Annotated in this window: 18 protein-coding genes; 7 read left to right on the forward strand and 11 right to left on the reverse strand. The window is 68.1% G+C overall.

The window, feature by feature from the left end; all coding sequences use genetic code 11:
• Nucleotides 1-69 precede the first annotated feature (69 nt).
• Together potE and DMO17_RS04670 are read left to right on the forward strand one after the other, a co-directional pair.
• Nucleotides 70-1,410, forward strand: a complete 1,341-nt coding sequence (gene potE / locus DMO17_RS04665) for a putrescine-ornithine antiporter (RefSeq protein ID WP_110681153.1) — start codon at nucleotides 70-72, stop codon at nucleotides 1,408-1,410.
• Nucleotides 1,410-2,300, forward strand: coding sequence for an amino acid ABC transporter substrate-binding protein (locus tag DMO17_RS04670; protein ID WP_110681155.1), 891 nt, complete (start codon nucleotides 1,410-1,412; stop codon nucleotides 2,298-2,300). Before potE ends, DMO17_RS04670 begins: the two co-directional genes overlap by 1 nt.
• Before the next feature lie 35 nt (nucleotides 2,301-2,335).
• Here the strand turns inward: DMO17_RS04670 and DMO17_RS04675 are convergent, their stop codons facing one another.
• The 3 genes from DMO17_RS04675 to DMO17_RS04685 are packed head-to-tail and all read right to left on the reverse strand — an operon-like array spanning nucleotide 2,336 to nucleotide 4,303.
• Nucleotides 2,336-2,671: a cupin domain-containing protein gene (locus DMO17_RS04675; RefSeq protein WP_110681157.1), complete on the reverse strand. Its 336-nt coding sequence runs from the start codon at nucleotides 2,669-2,671 to the stop codon at nucleotides 2,336-2,338.
• A 13-nt stretch (nucleotides 2,672-2,684) separates the two neighbouring features.
• Nucleotides 2,685-4,007 (reverse strand): DUF1329 domain-containing protein, encoded by a 1,323-nt coding sequence (locus DMO17_RS04680; protein ID WP_110681159.1) that lies wholly within the window; start codon nucleotides 4,005-4,007, stop codon nucleotides 2,685-2,687.
• 2 nt (nucleotides 4,008-4,009) lie between these two features.
• The gene (locus DMO17_RS04685) at nucleotides 4,010-4,303 is read right to left on the reverse strand and encodes a hypothetical protein (protein WP_110681161.1); all 294 of its coding nucleotides are present in this window, start codon (nucleotides 4,301-4,303) and stop codon (nucleotides 4,010-4,012) included.
• A gap of 137 nt (nucleotides 4,304-4,440) precedes the next feature.
• On the opposite strand from DMO17_RS04685, the gene DMO17_RS04690 reads away from it, so the two are divergent.
• Nucleotides 4,441-4,947, forward strand: coding sequence for a winged helix-turn-helix transcriptional regulator (locus tag DMO17_RS04690; RefSeq protein ID WP_110681162.1), 507 nt, complete (start codon nucleotides 4,441-4,443; stop codon nucleotides 4,945-4,947).
• A 1-nt stretch (nucleotide 4,948) separates the two neighbouring features.
• Here the strand turns inward: DMO17_RS04690 and DMO17_RS04695 are convergent, their stop codons facing one another.
• The 4 genes from DMO17_RS04695 to DMO17_RS04710 form a co-directional block, all read right to left on the reverse strand.
• Nucleotides 4,949-5,578, reverse strand: a complete 630-nt coding sequence (locus DMO17_RS04695) for a helix-turn-helix transcriptional regulator (protein WP_110681164.1) — start codon at nucleotides 5,576-5,578, stop codon at nucleotides 4,949-4,951.
• Nucleotides 5,579-5,652: 74 nt separating this feature from the next.
• Nucleotides 5,653-6,789 carry an NAD(P)/FAD-dependent oxidoreductase gene (locus DMO17_RS04700; RefSeq protein ID WP_375538002.1) on the reverse strand — a complete coding sequence of 379 codons (1,137 nt, stop codon included), beginning with the start codon at nucleotides 6,787-6,789 and terminating at the stop codon, nucleotides 5,653-5,655.
• Nucleotides 6,786-7,727 (reverse strand): ornithine cyclodeaminase family protein, encoded by a 942-nt coding sequence (locus tag DMO17_RS04705; protein WP_258371310.1) that lies wholly within the window; start codon nucleotides 7,725-7,727, stop codon nucleotides 6,786-6,788. Before DMO17_RS04705 ends, DMO17_RS04700 begins: the two co-directional genes overlap by 4 nt.
• 104 nt (nucleotides 7,728-7,831) lie before the next feature.
• On the reverse strand, nucleotides 7,832-9,028 hold the full coding sequence (locus DMO17_RS04710) for a CaiB/BaiF CoA transferase family protein (protein WP_110681168.1): 1,197 nt from the start codon (nucleotides 9,026-9,028) through the stop codon (nucleotides 7,832-7,834).
• Nucleotides 9,029-9,180: 152 nt separating this feature from the next.
• Between DMO17_RS04710 and DMO17_RS04715 the strand changes: the two genes are divergently transcribed.
• From DMO17_RS04715 to DMO17_RS04730, 4 genes are all read left to right on the forward strand, one after another.
• Complete coding sequence (locus tag DMO17_RS04715; RefSeq protein WP_110681170.1) at nucleotides 9,181-10,338, forward strand: GGDEF domain-containing protein; 1,158 nt, start codon at nucleotides 9,181-9,183, stop codon at nucleotides 10,336-10,338.
• Nucleotides 10,339-10,373: 35 nt separating this feature from the next.
• Nucleotides 10,374-10,913, forward strand: a complete 540-nt coding sequence (locus DMO17_RS04720) for a YaeQ family protein (RefSeq protein WP_110681172.1) — start codon at nucleotides 10,374-10,376, stop codon at nucleotides 10,911-10,913.
• A gap of 100 nt (nucleotides 10,914-11,013) precedes the next feature.
• Nucleotides 11,014-12,729: a single-stranded-DNA-specific exonuclease RecJ gene (gene recJ, locus DMO17_RS04725; protein WP_110681174.1), complete on the forward strand. Its 1,716-nt coding sequence runs from the start codon at nucleotides 11,014-11,016 to the stop codon at nucleotides 12,727-12,729.
• A gap of 46 nt (nucleotides 12,730-12,775) precedes the next feature.
• The gene (locus DMO17_RS04730; protein WP_110681176.1) at nucleotides 12,776-13,213 is read left to right on the forward strand and encodes a nucleoside deaminase; all 438 of its coding nucleotides are present in this window, start codon (nucleotides 12,776-12,778) and stop codon (nucleotides 13,211-13,213) included.
• Between the two features lie 40 nt (nucleotides 13,214-13,253).
• Here DMO17_RS04730 and DMO17_RS04735 read toward each other — a convergent pair whose 3' ends face one another.
• The 4 genes from DMO17_RS04735 to DMO17_RS04750 form a co-directional block, all read right to left on the reverse strand.
• On the reverse strand, nucleotides 13,254-13,730 hold the full coding sequence (locus DMO17_RS04735) for an ester cyclase (protein WP_110681178.1): 477 nt from the start codon (nucleotides 13,728-13,730) through the stop codon (nucleotides 13,254-13,256).
• A gap of 178 nt (nucleotides 13,731-13,908) precedes the next feature.
• Entirely contained in the window at nucleotides 13,909-15,333 is a 1,425-nt protein-coding gene (locus DMO17_RS04740; RefSeq protein ID WP_110681180.1) for a gamma-aminobutyraldehyde dehydrogenase, read from the reverse strand.
• A gap of 99 nt (nucleotides 15,334-15,432) precedes the next feature.
• Nucleotides 15,433-16,239, reverse strand: a complete 807-nt coding sequence (locus DMO17_RS04745) for an ABC transporter permease (protein WP_021443129.1) — start codon at nucleotides 16,237-16,239, stop codon at nucleotides 15,433-15,435.
• Nucleotides 16,229-17,173, reverse strand: coding sequence for an ABC transporter permease (locus tag DMO17_RS04750; protein WP_110681182.1), 945 nt, complete (start codon nucleotides 17,171-17,173; stop codon nucleotides 16,229-16,231). The genes DMO17_RS04745 and DMO17_RS04750 overlap by 11 nt, the downstream gene beginning before the upstream one ends.

Below are 17,173 nucleotides of genomic sequence, written 5' to 3' on the forward strand. Positions count from 1 at the left end.
CGGCTGCCCGAGCGCCTTCGCTGTGCTCTGCCTAGTATGAGTGGAGGCTGACAAGGGGAGGGGGCAGCCATGGCCACGGCCGGCAAGAAAATGGGGCTCACCGGGCTGACCACCCTGGTGGCGGTGAACATGATGGGCTCGGGCATCATCATGCTGCCGTCGAGCATGGCCCAGCTGGGGGCGGTGTCGCTGCTGTCCTGGGTAATCACGGCCATCGGTTCGATGGCCATCGCCTACTGCTTCGCCCAGTGTGGCATCTACTGCACGCGGCCGGGCGGCATGTCGGCCTACACCGAGGAGGCGCACGGCAAGTCGGCGTTCTTCCTCTGTTCCTACCTGTACTTCCTTTCGCTGGCCATCGGCAACGTGGCCATCGCCATCTCCGCGGTGGGCTACATGACGCCCTTCCTGCCCTGGCTGGGTAGTGGCGCTATCCCGTTGTTCGTCGGTACGGTCGGGCTGATCTGGCTGACTACCCTGGCTAACTTCGGTGGGCCGAAAGTCACCGGCCAGATTGGTTCCATCACCGTCTGGGGGGTGATCATCCCGGTGGCTGGACTGTCGCTGATCGGCTGGTTCTGGTTCGATGCCGAGGTGCTGCGCCAGGCCTGGAATCCCAACGGCATCGCCACCAGTGAGGCCATCGCGCAGAGCATCCCGCTGACCCTCTGGGCCTTCCTCGGCATGGAGTCGGCGGCGCAGAATTCCGACGCGGTGGAGAACCCGCAGCGCAACGTGCCGCTGGCCTGCCTGCTCGGCACCCTGGGTGCGGCGGTGATCTATGTGGCCTCCACCACGGTGATCATGGGCATAGTGCCGAACGCCGAACTGGCCAGCTCCAGCGCGCCCTTCGCCTTCGTCTATGCGCAGATGTTCAATGGCTGGGTCGGCGACATCATCATGGCCCTGGCGGTGATGGCCTGCGTAGGGTCCCTGCTGGGCTGGCAGTTCACCCTGGCGCAGACGGCCAAGGTCACCGCCGAGCAGCAGATGTTCCCGCGCCTGTTCGCCAGGGTGACCCTGCTCGGCGCGCCGATCGCCGGGCTGCTCGCCAACGCCGCGCTGCAGACCGGCATGGCGGTGTCGACCATCTCACCCAACGCCTCCGAGCAGTTCGGCAAGCTGGTCAACCTGGCGGCGGTGACCAACATCATTCCCTACATCACCGCGCTGTCGGCGTTGCTGATCATCATGCAGAAGGCCGGGGTGGCGCGCGGCGTGCAGTACCGCAACGGCGCGGCGCTGGCGGTGGCCATGGCCTACAGCTTCTATGCGTTGTATGCCTCGGGCACCGAGGCGGTGTTCGGCGGCATGCTGGTCACGGCGGTGGGCTACCTGCTGTTCGGCTACATCGCCGACCGTTTCCTCGATGAGCGAGCCGGCCAGGCTGCCGCAGGGAGGGGGCGCTGATGATCTTACGCACAATCGCGCTGCTGGGCCTGGCCTGCGGCCTGGCATTGCCACTGGCGGCGCAGACCCTGGAACGGGTTCGCTCCGCCAATCTCCTGACCCTGGGCTACATCGACCAGTTGCAGCCCTTCTCGTCCGGCCCGGCCACGCAGCCGTCCGGTTATGTCATCGAGCTGTGCCAGCGCATCGCCGAACGCATCCGCCGCGAGCAGGACCTGCCGCAGCTGCGCCTGGTCTACCGCCAGCTCGCCCGCGAGGAGGCCCTGGCGGCACTGCAGGACGGCCGCGTGGACCTGCTGTGCAGCCCACTGGTGGCGAGCCTGGAGCGCCGGCGCAGGGTCAGCTTCTCGCTGCCGATCTATCCCTCCGGGCGCAGCGCCGCGGTGCGCGCCGATGCACCGCCGGCCCTGTTGCGGGCGCTGGAGGGCAAGGTGGAACGCACCGCGCCGCAATGGCGCGCCACCATCAACCGTGGCCTGGCGCGCGGTACCTTCGCGGTGATCGCCGGCAGTACCACCGAGCAGTGGGTACGCCAGCAGCTGCGCCTGTTCGGCGTGGTCTCGGATGTGGTTGCGGTGCAGGGTTTCGCCGAGGGCATCGCCCTGCTGGAGGCCGGCAAGGCCGACGCATTCTTCGGCGACCGCGTGGTGCTGCAGCGCCAGATCGCGGCCAGTGCTGCGGCACAGCCGCCGCGGGTGCTGGAGCGGATCTTCGAGCTGGAGCCGGTGGCCCTGGCCCTGCCGCGTGGCGACGAGGACCTGCGCCTGCTGGTCGACAGCGAGCTGAGCCTGATCTACCGCAGCGGCGAGATCGAGCCCCTGTATCGCCAGTACTTCGGCGAGCCCGGCGAGCAGGTGCGCCTGCTGTTCAAGGCCTACGCGCTGCCCTGAAGGCGCCATGCCCGGGGAGGGCATGGCACCTGGCGTCACAGGTTGGGTTTACCGCCGGCGGCGGTCGAGGTGACGTTCAGGCCGGCGATGAGAAAGCCGGTCTCCTCGTCGGCCCGCGGGCAGTGCTCGACCCCCTTGGGGACCACGAACAGCTCGCCGGGCAGCAGCTCGACCGTCCTGTCGCGCAGCTGGATGGTCAGGCGGCCGTAGCAGACGATGAACAGCTCGTCCTGGTCGTCGTGCTTGTGCCAGCGGGTCTCGCCGACCCCCTTGGCCAGCTTGAGCAGTTGCCCGTTGGCCTCGCCGACGATGCGCTGCGACCAGTGCTCGTCGATGCGTGCCAGTTCGTCCAGCAGGTTGACCTTGTGCATGGCGGGTATCCCCTCACTTGATGCCGGCGCTTCTCAGGGCCGCCGGCAGGAACTCGGCCTTGGCCGCCTTGAAGCCGAAGGACACGGGGTTGCCGGAGTTGTACAGCAGGCCCATCACCAGGTAGCGGGAGCTGTTGAAATCATAGATGGCCTCGGCGGCGTACCAGGGCGTGTCGGCATAGTAGTACTGCACGTGGAAGCCCTCGGCGAAGCGCCACAGCGAGCCGCGGCTGTCGTAGTGCTCGGCCAGGGCGATCTGCCAGGTGTCCTCGTCGATGTAGAAGACCCGCTTGGCATAGACATGGCGCTGGCCCTCGCGCAGGGTGCCGACCACCTTCCACACCCTGTGTTTCTCGTAGCGCAGCAGCTCCGGGTTGAGATGGCCCTTCTGGATCAGGCGCTCGGAGTCGAGATTCTGGTCGGTCAGGCGATGGTTGTTGTAGGGGATGTAGAGTTCCTGCTTGCCCTCCAGCTTCCACTCGTAGCGGTCGGGCGAGCCCGAGTACATGTCGACGTTGTCCGAGGTGCGCAGCCCGTCCGCCGCCGTGCCGGGGCCGTCGTAGGCGACCTGGGGGGCGCGGCGCACGCGGCGCTGGCCGGCGTTGTAGAGCCAGGCCAGGCGCGGCTGCTGGTACTGGTCGACGGTCTCGTGGACCAGCAGCATGTTGCCGGCCAGGCGCGCCGGGGCCACGACTTCCTGCTTGGCGTAGATCATCACGTTGGCGTCGGTTGCCGGGTCGAAACCGTTGAGGTTTTCCGGCCATACTGCGCGCTCTTCGATCTGCACTTCGTTGAACGAGCCGCTGGCCTGGGTGATGACTTGGGTCTGCGAGCGGAACAGGCTGCCACCGCGGTAGCGCATGAAGTGGTTCCACAGCGCCTCGAGACCGTTCTTCGGTGCCGGGAAGGGGTAGTAGCCCTGGTAGTTGGTCACGCCGTTGCCATCGGGCGTCAGGCGCGCGCTTTCGCGGTTGCGGCCGGCGGCCTGGTATACGGCCTCGGGTACGGCGGCGGTACGGCGCGTCGGATAGACGTTGAGGCCGTAGCCGTCCTGGTTGCGGCGTAGCTGCTCGATCTGCCCGGGGCTGAGGTACTGCTGATACTGCGTGTAGTTGCTGTGATCGATGGTGAATTCGATGGGATCATCGGCAAAGGGGTCGACGAAGCCGCTGGTGATGTCGGCCGCCGCCAGGGGCTTGCGGTAGCCGCCCTGCCAGGCGGGGATGGAACCGTCGGCGTTGCCGGCCAGTTCGGCGCCCAGCGGTGTGGTGGGCGTCGCCTGGGCGGTGGCTTGCAGGGCGAGGCCGAGGACGAGGAACAGAGGCAGTCTGGTCATGGTCATTGCGCCTCGGCGGCCAGTTGCAGGCGGGCATGGGTGGTTTCCAGCTGGCGTTGCGCGTCTTCGGCGCCCAGCACCTTGGCCTGGAGGAACCAGCTGTGGGCGTACTCGAGGGCAGGCAGGCCGTCGGGGCCGCTGGTGGCCGCGGCGAGATGGCACTTGCCGATCTCCAGCGCCAGGGGCGCGGTGACGCTGTCCCGCTCCAGTTCGTTGGTGATGCACGGGCTTTCCGGCTGGGCCAGGACCGCGCCGCTGGCGAGGAGCAGGCCGGCTGTGAGGAGCTGCTTGAGCATGATGGGAGACCTCGGATCAGGGGGTTGAGGCTTGGTTCTATAATAGAACCGTGCGGAGTTGAAATTAGGTTCTATAATGAAACCTGTCAAGCGCTTTCGCGCCGGGTTTCTTTCGTGGCGATCTGGAGGTCTACAGAGTGGAAAGGCTCACGTTCGAGGATCGGAATTGCTCCATCGCGCGCTCGCTGGATGTGCTGGGGGACTGGTGGAACGTGCTGATCGTGCTGGAGTGCATGTGGGGCTCCAGCAAGTTCGACGAATTTCAGCGCAACCAGGGGATTTCCAAGGGCATCCTGTCCAAGCGCCTGAAGCTGCTGCAGGAGCACGGCATCCTCAGCAAGCGCGCGGTACAGGGCGGCACCGAGTACAAGCTGACCGAGAAGGGGCGCTCACTGCATGTAATAGTGGTAGCCATCCTGCAGTGGGGCGACCGCTGGAATCCCCTGCCGGAGGGGGCACCCGTGGTGCCGGTCAACCGCAACAGCGGCGCTCCGGTGGCGCCCTTGGAGCTGCTCGATGCCGAGGGGCAGCCGGTGGGCATGCGCAACCTGGGATTGCTGCCTGGTCCCGGCGCCAACGCCAATACCCGCCGGCGCCTGGAAGAGCTGGCGCTGCGGCGGCAAGCCAGCGAGCAGGTGGGCTGAGTCAGGCCTCGCCCTTGATCTCCTTGAGGTGCTTGTACACCGTGGCGCGGCCCATGTTGAGCACGTTGGCGATGTAGTTGGCGGCACTCTTGCCCTTGAATGCACCTTCGGCATGCAGGGCCTCGACCAGCTCGCGCTTGTGCTCGCGGGTGAGCAGGTTGAGGCCGAGCTGGCGCTGCTGCAGCCAGGCGTGCAGGAAACTGTTGATGCGCTCCTGCCAGTCGTCGCGGAACAGCGCATCGGGCTGCGGTATCACCCGGCTGGCGGAGAGGAACAGGTCCAGCGCCTGCTTGGCGCTCTCCAGCATGGAGATGTTGAAGTTCAGGCACAGGACGGCCACCGGCGTGCCCCGGGCATCGCGCAGCACGGTGCTGACCGAGCGGATCTTCCGGCCGTCCCAGTTGAGCTTCTCGTAGGGGCCGATGTTGCGCTCGTCCGGGGTGTGCTCCAGCAGGTCCTCCAGCGCCGCATCGTCGCCCACCGCGCGTTTGGACAGGTTGTTGGCGATGTGGTCGATCTTCTGCGTGCGCAGGTCGTGCAACACCACCTCGACATGGGGGAAGAACAGGGTGGCGATGGCGTCGGCGATGGCGCGGAAATTATCGAGGTCGGCGGCGGGGCGGGGCGTCATGCAGTGGGCTCCTGGGGCGGCACGGCGAGTGTGCCGCAAAGCGTCGGGGGCGTCATCAGGCGCCCCCGCTGCGCTTATCGACCCAGGCGGGCCGGCGAGAGCATCGCCGCGCTGAGGCCGAAGGCGGCGATATGCGCCGGCAGCGGCTGCTGGCGGATCAGCGCGGCGCAGGCCTCGCCCATCGCCGCGCTGGTCTGGATGCCGTAGCCGCCCTGGGCGGCCACCCAGAAGAAGCCTTCGGCATCCTCGGCATAGCCGCCGACCAGGTCGCCGTCGGCGACGAAGCTGCGCAGGCCGGCCCAGGTGTGCTGCGGGCGGCGGATCGTCAGGCTGGTGTGCTCCTCGATCTGGTACAGGCCCATGGCGATATCCAGCTCTTCCGGCTGCACGTCGTGCGGCGCCACCGGGTCGGCGTTGGCTGGCGAGCCGAGCAGCTGGCCGGCATCCGGCTTGAAGTAGAAGGCTTCGTGCAGGTCCACCAGGCAGGGCCAGGCATGGCAGTCCAGTCCTTCCGGGGGCAGGAAGGTGAAGGCGGCGCGGCGCTTGGGCGTGAGACCGATGGGGGCGACCCCGGCCAGCTTGGCGATCTCGTCGCACCAGCCCCCGGCGGCGTTGACCAGCACCCGGCAGCGGTACAGCTGCTCGCCGCAGCGCACCTGCCAGCCGTCCGCGAGCCGCTCGATCGCGCTGACCTCGCGGTTGCAGTGGATTTCCCCGCCCTGCTGGCGGATGCCGCGCAGGAAGCCCTGGTGCAGGGCATCGGTGTCGATGTCGGCGGCGCTGGGGTCGAGCATGGCGCCATGCACCTTGTCGCGGCGCAGCACCGGCACCAGGGCGCAGGCCTCGTCGGCGCTGAGCAGGCGCATCTGCGGCACGCTGGCCTTGCCGCTTGCGTACTGGCGCTGCAGTTCCTCGGCGTCGCCGGAGAAGTCCACCACCATCTCGCCGCGCGGGCTGAGCAGCGGGTGCTCGCTGAAACCGGCCGGCGGCGCGTCGAAGAAGGCGCGGCTGGCGGCGGTCAGGGCGCGCACCTGCGGCGTGCCATAGGCCAGGGTATAGAGCGCGGCGGAGCGCCCGGTGCTGTGGTAGCCGGGTTGGCTTTCGCGCTCCAGCAGCAGGGTCCTGCCGTGCGCGGCGAGGAAGTAGCCGGTGCTGGCGCCGGCGATGCCGGCACCGACGATGAGGAATTCGCTGTCGATCACGTCGCTCATTGGCCTTGCTCCAGCAGCTGATGCAGGGCATGGGCCAGGGCCATGTCTTCGAGGCCCAGGCCGATGGAACGGAAGAGCACCGGACGGGCATAGTCCGGCCTGGGGGCCAGGCCGACGACCAGTTCGGCCAGGTCGCCGCGGATCAGGTTGCTGCTCCAGCCGCCTTCCGCCGCCAGCACCATCTCGCCGGCGGCGCCGGGAGTGGTGGCGCGGTAGTCGCAATACACGTCCATGCCGGCCAGGCTCTGTGGCGGCACCTCGTGGGCGCGCGGCGCATTGGTGCTGATCGAGGTGACCAGCACGTTGCGGCCGAGGCTCAGCGGATCGAGCACCGGCCCGGCGGCGGAGGTGCACAGCAGGATGACCTCGGCGTCGGCCACGGCCTCCTCCTGGCTGGCGCACAGCTGCAGGCGCGGGTCCAGGGCGCGCAGCTCGGCGTGTTTCGCGGCGCCCTCGGCGGCCAGACCGGGGGAGTGCAGGCGGATGCTCTGCCAGTCGCGCAGGTTCTGCACATAGCGCAGGTGGGCGCGGGCCACCGGACCGCTGCCGATGATGGCCAGGCGCGTGGCACCGGCCGGCGCCAGCTCCTCCACGGCCACCGCGGTGGTGGCGGCGGTGCGCGCGGTGGTCAGGCTCTTGGCATCGCACAGCAGCAGCGGCTGGCCGCTGCGCATGGACATCAGCAGGGTCCAGGCGGTGACGGTGGCGCCCTGCGGACCGGGGATGTAGGGCGAGGTCTTGATCCCGTAGACCCCTTCATCGGCCAGCACGCCCAGGTAGTTGATGAAGTCGCCGCCGTCGGGGAACTCCACCAGTTGCTGCGCCGGTTGCAGCGCGCGGCCCCTGGCTAGGCTGGCGAACATGGTGCGCATGGCCTGGTGCACGTCGATACGGGCGAGCAGGCGTTCGGCTTCGGTCTGGTCGATCACGCGGGTCATGGTTGGCTCCGGGAAGTAAACTAATTTGTCCATAATGGATTTTAAAGTTTATTCCGGCAACCATGACGCCGCGCTCTGGCGCCTGGATGAATCTTGCTGTCGCTTCAGATGGTTCCCGCCGCCTTCAGCGCGGCGATCTGCTCGGCGCCATAGCCCAGCTCACCGAGTACCTGGGCGTTGTGCTCGCCCAGCGCGGGCCCGGTCCACTGCACGTCGCCGGGGGTGGCGGACAGCTTGGGCACTATGCCCGGCATCCTGAACGGCTTGCCGTCGGGCAGCCTGGCCGAGAGGAACATCTCGCGGGCGAGGAATTGCGTGTCGGCGAACATGTCCTCGGCGGAATAGATGCGGCTGGCCGGCACTTCCGCGCGCACCAGCACGGCCTCGACTTCGGCGAGCGGCAGGCTGGCGGCCCAGCGGTCGATCACCCCGTACAGCTCGTCGCGCCGCGCATCGCGGCCGGCGTTGTCGGCCAGGTCCGGCGCATCGGCCAGATCCTCGCGGCCGATGGCGCGCATGAAGCGCTGGAAGATGGCGTCGCCGTTGGCGCCGATCTGGATGTGCTTGCCGTCGGCGCAGGTATGGATGGAGGAGGGGGTGATGCCGGGCATGATGTTGCCGGTCCTCTCCCGCACGAATCCGAACACGTCGAACTCCGGCACCATCGACTCCATCATGGCGAATACCGCCTCGTAGAGCGCCACGTCCACCACCTGGCCGCTGCCGCCGTTGACTTCGCGCTGGCGCAGCGCCATCAAGGCGCCGATCACGCCCCAGAGGGCGGCGATGGAATCGCCGATGCTGATGCCGGTGCGCACCGGCGGGCGGTCCTCGAAGCCGGTGATGTAGCGCAGCCCGCCCATCGACTCGCCCACCGCGCCGAAGCCCGGCTGGTCCTTCATGGGGCCGCTCTGGCCGAAGCCGGACAGGCGCACCATCACCAGCCTGGGGTTCAGCGCGTGCAGCACGTCCCAGCCCAGGCCGAGCTTCTCCAGCACGCCGGGGCGGAAGTTCTCGATCAGGATGTCCGCCTCGGCCAGGAGCTTCCTGAGGACCTCGCGACCGTCCTCGTGCTTCAGGTTGAGGGTGATGCAGCGCTTGTTGCGCGCCTGCACGAACCACCACAGCGAGGTGCCCTGGTACAGCTTGCGCCACTTGCGCAGCGGGTCGCCGCCGTCGGGCGACTCCACCTTGATCACCTCGGCGCCGAACTCGGCGCAGATGCGCGAGGCGAAGGGCCCGGCGATCAGGGTGCCGAGTTCGACCACTTTCAGGCCGGCGAGGGGTTTGTTGGCGATCATGGGTTGTCCCTGCGAGTTCACGAATGCCGGCCAGCCTATCCTCGGCCGGCGGGCGATGCCAGCCACAGGCACTTCACCCGCCGGCAGTGGCCTTTTGCTAGAGTGCGGGCAAAGAGCCGTCCGTTCGTGCTCAGGGAACCGAGCCCTACCCGATGTCGCAACTGCATATCCCGTCTCTGCTGCTGGCCAATGTCAGCGTCGTGTTTTTCTGCGCCGCACTGATGCTCTACAGTTGGTGGCGCGGTCGCCACGAACGCACTCTGTTGTGGGCCAGCGTGATGCTGTTCCTCGAAGGGGCGGGGCTGATACTCAACGCCCTGCGCGGCCTGGGCTTCGACTGGGTGCCGATAGTCGTCGGCAATGTGGTCCTGCTGCTCTGCATCGGCATGACCTGGGCTGCCATGCGGACCTTCTGCGGGCGCGAGCCGCGCTGGTGGCTGGTCACCCTGGGGGCCTGGGGCTGGCTGTTGCTGTGCCTGTGGCCGGCCTTTTATGGTGATATCCGCTGGCGGGTCACGGCCTTCACCCTGCTGCTGGTCGCCTACATGCTGGCCGCCATGCATGAGCTCTGGCGCGCGCGCGGACAGCAGGTATCCATCCTTGCCGCCCAGCTGCTGATGGGCGGGCACGTGCTGTTCCATATCCTGCGTATGCTGTTTGGCACGTGGGGCAACAATGGCAGCGCACCTTACAGTCCGATGTTCGTCGCGCTGCTGATCGAGAGTGTGCTCTACGCCGTGGGCATGGCCTTTCTGGTGCTGTCCATGGTCAAGGAACGGGCCGAGCAGCAGTATCGAGTGGCGGCATACTCCGACCCGCTGACCGGCATCGGTAACCGCCGCGCCTTCCTCAGTGCCGGCGAGCACCTGTTGCGGCTGTGCGCCGAGCAGCGCCAGCCGGTGGCGCTGCTGCTTTGCGACCTCGATCATTTCAAGGCAATCAACGACCGACTCGGCCATGCCGAGGGGGACCGCGTGCTGCAGGCCTTCAGTGCCGGGGTGGTCGATCGCCTGCGCAAGACCGACGTGTTCGGGCGCATCGGTGGCGAGGAGTTCGCCTGCCTGGTAGCGGGGTCGCAGGCCGAGGCGTTGGCGCTGGCCGAGCGCATTCGCAGGGAGTTTGCCGAGGCCTCCGGCAGTTGCGCGCAGAGTGTCAGCATCGGCGTTGCCAGCAGCACCGTGGGTGGCTATGACCTGCCGCGTCTGTTGTCCCTCGCCGACCAGGCGCTCTATGCGGCCAAGCGTTCCGGGCGCAACCAGGTGCTGGCGTTCGGGGCGGACGGCGAACCCCTGGCGGCCTATTCGCGGTAGACTTGCCGCCTTTCCGCCAGCCAAGAAGCCCGCCCATGGCCCTGCAAGCCACGCCCTACAAAGTCGAACTGAACCTCACCGATATCGACCGCAACGTCTACGAAAACCTGCGCTTCACCGTGGCCAGGCACCCCTCGGAGACCGAGGAGCGCCTGTGCGTACGGCTGATCGCCTATGCCCTGTGGTACGGCGAGCAGCTGGCCTTCGGCCGCGGCCTGTCCGATGTCGACGAACCCGCCTTGTGGGAGAAGAGCCTGGACGACCGTGTGCTGCACTGGATCGAGGTCGGCCAGCCGGACGCTGAACGCATGACCTGGTGCTCGCGGCGCACCGAGCGCTTCAGCGTGCTGGCCTACGGCAACCTGCGGGTGTGGCAGAGCAAGGTGCTCGACGGCGTGCGCGGGCTGAAGAACCTCAACGTGGTCGGTGTCGATCAGGCCGCCCTGGAAGAGCTGGCTCGCGACCTGCCGCGCTCGGTGAGCTGGAGCGTGATGATCAGCGACGGCCACCTGTACGTCACCGACGAGCGCGGCCAGCACGAGATTCCCCTGGAGTGGCTGGCCGGCGAACGCTGACCGCAATCCTGGCGCGCGGCTCCGGAGGTCATCCGGGGCCGCTGCGCCGCGATGTTCCCGGATTGCATCCGGGTTACCCATGCCTGCTTCGGAATACCCCATGCGCATCGATCTTCGCCCCCTGCCCGCAACCCTGCCCGATCTGGGCCAGCTGCCGCCGCTGCTGACCCGCCTGTACGCCGCCCGTGGCGTGCAGTCCGCCGCCGAGCTGGACAAGGGCCTGGCGCGCCTGCTGCCTTACCAGCGGCTGAAGGGCATCGACGGTGCGGTGCAGCTGCTGGTCGAGGCCCTGGAGCAGCGCCAGCGCATCCTCTTCGTCGGCGACTTCGACGCCGATGGCGCCACCGCCAGCGCGGTCGGCGTGCTCGGCCTGCGCATGCTTGGCGCCGCCCACGTCGACTACCTGGTGCCCAACCGCTTCGAGTACGGCTACGGCCTGACGCCGGAGATCGTTGCCGTGGCCCTGCAGCGCCGGCCCGATCTGCTGGTGACGGTGGACAACGGCATCTCCAGCGTCGAGGGCGTGGCGGCGGCGAAGGCCGCCGGCCTCAGGGTGCTGGTCACCGACCATCACCTGCCGGGCCCGGAGCTGCCGGCGGCGGACGCCATCGTCAATCCCAACCAGCCGGGTTGCGACTTCCCCAGCAAGGCGCTGGCCGGGGTCGGGGTGATCTTCTATGTGCTGCTGGCGCTGCGCGCCAGGCTGCGCGAGCTGGACTGGTTCGCCCGGGCCGGGCAGCCGGAACCGAACCTGGGCGAGCTGCTCGACCTGGTGGCCCTCGGCAGCGTCGCCGACGTCGTGCCGCTGGATGCCAACAACCGCATCCTGGTCCACCAGGGCCTGGCGCGCATCCGCGCCGGCCGCGCGCGACCGGGGCTCAAGGCGATCCTCGAGGTGGCCGGGCGGCAGGCGGCGCGCATCAGCTCCACCGACCTCGGCTTCATCCTCGGCCCGCGCCTGAACGCCGCCGGCAGGCTGGACGACATGAGCCTGGGCATCGAGTGCCTGCTGTGCGACGACGAGGCGCTGGTCCGCGACATGGCCCAGCAGCTCGACGAGCTGAACAAGGACCGCAAGGCCATCGAGCAGGGCATGCAGCGCGAGGCCCTGGCCCAGCTGCGCGAGCTGAACGTCGAGGACCTGCCTTTCGGCCTGTGCCTGTTCGAGCCGGACTGGCACCAGGGGGTGATCGGCATCCTCGCCTCGCGCCTCAAGGAGCGCTACCACCGCCCGGCCATCGCCTTCGCCGATGCCGGCGACGGCCTGCTCAAGGGCTCGGCGCGCTCGGTGCCGGGCCTGCATATCCGCGATGCGCTGGATGCCGTGGCGGCGCGTCACCCGGGGCTGATCAGCAAGTTCGGCGGGCATGCCATGGCCGCCGGCCTGTCCCTGCCGCAGGAGAACTATGCGGCCTTCGCCGCCGCCTTCGATGCCGAGGTGCGTCGCCAGCTGAGCGCGGACGATCTCACCGGCCGCCTGCTGTCCGACGGCCAGCTGGGAGCCGAGGAGTTCCATCTGGAGCTGGCCAAGGCCCTGCGTCATGCCGGGCCCTGGGGCCAGCACTTCCCCGAGCCATTGTTCCACGGCCTGTTCCAGATCGTCACCCAGCGGGTGGTGGGCGAGAAGCACCTCAAGCTGGTGGTCAAGACCGAGTGCGGCAGCCAGACCCTGGATGGCATCGCCTTCAACGTCGACCGCGACACCTGGCCCAACCCCAACGTGCGCTGGGTGGAGCTGGCCTACAAGCTGGACGTCAACGAGTATCAGGGCCGCGAGAGCGTGCAGCTGCTGGTCGCGCACCTGGCGCCACGCTGAGGCGCCGCCTAGGGTTAGGGGGACTTCGACGCCACGAGGAACCCCAATGGACCCCTTCATGCAAGCTGCCCTCGGCGAGGCCCGCCTGGGCCTCGCCGAGGGCGGCATTCCCATCGGCTCGGTGATAGTGCATGACGGCCGCATCATCGGCCGTGGCCACAATCGCCGGGTGCAGCAGGGCAGCGCCATCCGCCACGGCGAGATGGATGCCTTCGAGAATGCCGGCCGGCAGCCGGCCCGCGTCTACCGCGAGGCGGTGCTCTACACCACCCTGTCGCCCTGCGCGATGTGCAGCGGCGCCATCCTGCTGTACGGCATACCGCGGGTGGTGATCGGCGAGAACCGCACCTTCCTTGGCGAAGAGGCGCTGCTGCGCGAGCGCGGCGTGCAGCTGGACGTGCTGCAGGATGCCGAGTGCATCCGGCTGATGGAGGACTTCATCGCCACCCGTCCCGAGCTGTGGCACGAGGATATCGGCGAGTAGTGGGTGAGACGGCGCCCGCCGGCCGGGCGCCGCAGCGGTGTTACCAACCCAATTGCTTGTTGAAACCCAGGGCATCGTAGTAGTCGCCCTGATAGACAATCTTGCCGTCCTTGATGCGGATGAAACTGACGCCCTCGAACGACAGCGGCTTGCCGGTGGCCGGGGTCTCGGCGCTCCAGGCGCCGCTGTTGGTGCCGCTGAACTTCCACTGGAAGGCGATGCCGTCGGCGCTGACGATGGGCGCGCTGGTCATTTCCCATTTGAGGTCCGGCACGGCGCCGATGAACACCTTGATCACGTTGTCGCGAGCAGCGGTCTTGCCGTTCTGCGGGGTGCCGACGGTGGCGTCGAAGTACACCGCGTCTTCGGCCAGGAAGGTTGCGGCCTTATCGGCGTCGTGGGCGTTCCAGGCGGCCATGTAGCCGTCGACCAGGGCCTTGGCGTCGTCGGCCGCCTGGGCCAGGCCGGCGAGGGTGCCGAGGGCGAGGAAAGCGATGCTGCGCAGTGCGGTTTTCATTGTTGTCGCTCCAGCTGTGTTGTTGTAACGAAACCGGTTGAGAAACATCGGAGCGATCTGGGCGTCGCGCGCGCCGGGCGGGCTAGGCGGCCAGAGCCGAGAAAGCGCAATGTACTGGAGTACATGAGCATTTCGAGGTTCTGGCCAACAACGCCCGGACCAGCGCGCGGCGCTCAGCTCAGTGCTTGATCATCACGTGGCGGATGGCGGTGTAGTCCTCCAGCCCGTACATGGACATGTCCTTGCCGTAGCCGGAGAGCTTGAGGCCGCCGTGGGGCATCTCGCTGACCAGCATGAAGTGGGTGTTGACCCAGGTGCAGCCGTACTGCAGGCGCGCCGACAGGCGATGGGCGCGGCCGACGTCGCGGGTCCACACCGAACTGGCCAGGCCGTAGTCGGAGGCGTTGGCCCAGGCCAGGGCCTGCGCCTCGTCGTCGAACGGGGTGACCGAGACCACCGGGCCGAACACCTCGCGGCAGACGATTTCGTCGCTCTGCCGGGCGCCGGCCAGCACCGTGGGCAGGAAGAAGAAGCCGTTGCCGGCCGGAGCCTTGCCGCCGGTGACCACCTCGATGTGTGACTGCGCCGTGGCGCGCTCGACGAAGCCGGCCACGCGCTGGCGGTGCACCTCGGTGATCAGCGGACCGAGCTCGGTGCCGGCGTCGTCCTGCAGGCCATGCTTGATCGAGCCGACCGCTTCGCCGAGCTTGGCCACGAACTTCTCGTAGATGCCCTTCTGCGCGTAGATGCGGCAGGCGGCGGTGCAGTCCTGCCCGGCGTTGTAGAAGCCGAAGGTGCGGATGCCCTCGACGGCGGCGTCGATGTCGGCGTCGTCGAAGATGATCACCGGTGCCTTGCCGCCCAGCTCCATGTGCATGCGCTTAACCGAAGCTGCGGTGCCGGCGATGATCTTCGAACCGGTGGGGATCGAGCCGGTCAGCGACACCATGCGCACCTTCTCGTGGTTGACCAGTGGCTCGCCGACGGCGGCGCCGCGGCCGAACACGATGTTGACCACCCCGGCGGGGAAGATGGCGGCGATCAGCTGGCCCAGGCGCAGGGCGGTCAGCGGCGTCTGCTCGGAAGGCTTGAGCACCACACAGTTGCCGGCGGCCAAGGCCGGGGCCAGCTTCCAGGCGGCCATCATCAGCGGGTAGTTCCACGGCGCGATGGAGGCGACCACGCCGATCGGGTCGCGGCGGATCATCGAGGTGTGGCCGGGTAGGTATTCGCCGGCGGCGGAACCCTGCAGGCAGCGCGCGGCCCCGGCGAAGAAGCGGAACACGTCGGCGATGGCCGGCAGCTCGTCGTTGCGCGCGGCGGCGTAGGGCTTGCCGCAGTTCTGCGACTCCAGGCGGGCCAGTTCGTCGGCGTTGGCGTCGATGGCATCGGCCAGGGCCAGGAGCAGGGCGGAGCGCTGGCCGGGGGTGGTCTGCGACCAGGCGTCGAAGGCGGCGTCGGCGGCGCGCACGGCGGCGTCGATCTGTTCGGCGGTGGCCTCGGGGATGTCCACCAGGGTGCTGCCCAGCGAGGGGTTGAGCACGGGTTGGGCGGCGCCCATGCCGGCGACCAGTTCGCCGTTGATCAGCAGTTTGGTTTGCATCGCTAGAACCTCGCTATCGGGTTTGCATGAATGAGCGGGGAGGGCGTCTGGCCCTCTCCCCCGGCCCCTCTCCCGCAAGCGGGCGAGGGGAGGAACGTCTTACTTGCCGCTGCCGGCCACGCCCTCGCCACCCTTGGTCAGGTAGTAGGCGGCAAGGATCGGCAGCATGGTCACCAGCATCACCAGCATGGCGACCACGTTGGTCACCGGTACGTCGCGCGGGCGCGACAGCTGGTTGAGCAGCCAGATCGGCAGGGTCTTCTCGTGGCCGGCGGTGAAGGTGGTGACGATGATCTCGTCGAAGGACAGGGCGAAGGCCAGCATGCCGCCGGCCAGCAGGGCCGAGCCGAGGTTGGGCAGGACGATGTAGCGGAAGGTCTGCCAGCCGTCGGCGCCGAGGTCCATGCTGGCCTCGATCAGGCTGTAGCTGGTGCGGCGGAAGCGGGCGATGACGTTGTTGTAGACGATCACCACGCAGAAGGTGGCGTGGCCGATGACGATGGTCAGCAGGCCCGGCTCGATGCCGAAGGTCTTGAACGCCGAGAGCAGGGCGATGCCGGTGACGATGCCGGGCAGGGCGATCGGCAGGATCAGCAGCAGCGATACGCTCTCCTTGCCGAAGAAGTCGCGCCGCCACAGCGCCGCCGCGGCCAGGGTGCCGAGGAGCATGGCGATCAGCGTGGCGATGGCCGCCACCTTGAGCGACAGCACTATGGCTTCGAGCACGTCGGCGCGGGCGAAGGCCACGCTGAACCAGTCCAGGGTCAGGCCCTTGGGCGGGAAGCTGAAGCCGGCGCTCTCGGTGTTGAAGGCGTAGAGGAAGATGATCAGGATCGGGAAGTGCAGGAACACCAGCCCGCCCCAGGCGGCCAGCTTCAGGCCGAGGGAAGCTTGCTCAGAGTGCATCGAAGGCCCCCAGACGCTTGACGATGGACAGGTAGACGGCGATCAGCACGATCGGCACCAGGGTGAAGGCGGCGGCCATCGGCATGTTGCCGATCGCGCCCTGCTGGGCGTAGACCATGCTGCCGATGAAGTAGCCGGGTGGCCCCACCAGTTGCGGCACTATGTAGTCGCCGAGGGTCAGGCTGAAGGTGAAGATCGAGCCGGCGGCGATGCCCGGGATCGACAGCGGCAGGATCACCTGCAGGAAGGTCTGCCGCGGCCTGGCGCCGAGGTCTGCCGAGGCCTGCAGCAGCGACGGCGGCAGGCGCTCCAGTGACGCTTGAATGGGCAGGATCATGAACGGCAGCCAGATGTAGACGAACACCAGGAAGCGCCCCAGGTGCGAGGTGGACAGGGTGTTACCGCCGACACCGGGGATGCCGAGGATGAACTCCAGCACGGGCTGCAGGTGCAGCGCCTGGACGAACCACATGGCCACGCCGCCCTTGGCCAGCAGCAGGGTCCAGGCGTAGGCCTTGACGATGTAGCTGGCCCACATCGGCAGCATCACCGCGATGTAGAAGAAGGCCTTGGTCTTGCCGTCGGTGTAGCGCGCCATGTAGTAGGCGATGGGGAAGGCCAGCAGGCCGGCGGCCAGCGACACCGCCACGGCCATGGTCAGGGTGCGCAGGATGATGTCGAAGTTGGCGGCCTGGAACAGCGCCTTGAAGTTGGCCAGCGTGAGGTCGGGGGTGACCGTCATGCTGAAGTCGTCGAAGGTGTAGAAACCCTGCCACAGCAGGGTCAGCAGCGAGCCCAGGTAGATCGCGCCGAACCACAGCAGTGGCGGGATCAGCAGTAGCGCCAGGTACAGCGTCGGCTTGCGGTAGAGCAGGCTGGACAGGCGGCGCAGCGGTCCGCCGCCGTCCGCCTGCAGGGCGAGGGCCTGGTTCAT

It is taken from the genome of Aquipseudomonas alcaligenes, assembly GCF_003205495.1.
In the GTDB taxonomy this organism is placed as follows: Bacteria; Pseudomonadota; Gammaproteobacteria; order Pseudomonadales; family Pseudomonadaceae; genus Aquipseudomonas; species Aquipseudomonas alcaligenes_B.

Excerpts from the sequence above, each read along its gene's own strand:
- DMO17_RS04695 (WP_110681164.1), bottom strand. The coding sequence starts at position 5,578 with ATGACGCCCCGCCCCGCCGCCGACCTCGATAATTTCCGCGCCATCGCC.
- DMO17_RS04730 (WP_110681176.1), top strand. The coding sequence starts at position 12,776 with ATGGACCCCTTCATGCAAGCTGCCCTCGGCGAGGCCCGCCTGGGCCTC.
- DMO17_RS04670 (WP_110681155.1), top strand. The coding sequence starts at position 1,410 with ATGATCTTACGCACAATCGCGCTGCTGGGCCTGGCCTGCGGCCTGGCA.
- DMO17_RS04750 (WP_110681182.1), bottom strand. The coding sequence starts at position 17,173 with ATGAACCAGGCCCTCGCCCTGCAGGCGGACGGCGGCGGACCGCTGCGC.
- DMO17_RS04705 (WP_258371310.1), bottom strand. The coding sequence starts at position 7,727 with ATGACCCGCGTGATCGACCAGACCGAAGCCGAACGCCTGCTCGCCCGT.
- recJ (WP_110681174.1), top strand. The coding sequence starts at position 11,014 with ATGCGCATCGATCTTCGCCCCCTGCCCGCAACCCTGCCCGATCTGGGC.
- DMO17_RS04680 (WP_110681159.1), bottom strand. The coding sequence starts at position 4,007 with ATGACCAGACTGCCTCTGTTCCTCGTCCTCGGCCTCGCCCTGCAAGCC.
- potE (WP_110681153.1), top strand. The coding sequence starts at position 70 with ATGGCCACGGCCGGCAAGAAAATGGGGCTCACCGGGCTGACCACCCTG.
- DMO17_RS04715 (WP_110681170.1), top strand. The coding sequence starts at position 9,181 with ATGTCGCAACTGCATATCCCGTCTCTGCTGCTGGCCAATGTCAGCGTC.
- DMO17_RS04735 (WP_110681178.1), bottom strand. The coding sequence starts at position 13,730 with ATGAAAACCGCACTGCGCAGCATCGCTTTCCTCGCCCTCGGCACCCTC.
- DMO17_RS04740 (WP_110681180.1), bottom strand. The coding sequence starts at position 15,333 with ATGCAAACCAAACTGCTGATCAACGGCGAACTGGTCGCCGGCATGGGC.
- DMO17_RS04700 (WP_375538002.1), bottom strand. The coding sequence starts at position 6,789 with ATGAGCGACGTGATCGACAGCGAATTCCTCATCGTCGGTGCCGGCATC.
- DMO17_RS04675 (WP_110681157.1), bottom strand. The coding sequence starts at position 2,671 with ATGCACAAGGTCAACCTGCTGGACGAACTGGCACGCATCGACGAGCAC.
- DMO17_RS04685 (WP_110681161.1), bottom strand. The coding sequence starts at position 4,303 with ATGCTCAAGCAGCTCCTCACAGCCGGCCTGCTCCTCGCCAGCGGCGCG.
- DMO17_RS04745 (WP_021443129.1), bottom strand. The coding sequence starts at position 16,239 with ATGCACTCTGAGCAAGCTTCCCTCGGCCTGAAGCTGGCCGCCTGGGGC.
- DMO17_RS04720 (WP_110681172.1), top strand. The coding sequence starts at position 10,374 with ATGGCCCTGCAAGCCACGCCCTACAAAGTCGAACTGAACCTCACCGAT.
- DMO17_RS04710 (WP_110681168.1), bottom strand. The coding sequence starts at position 9,028 with ATGATCGCCAACAAACCCCTCGCCGGCCTGAAAGTGGTCGAACTCGGC.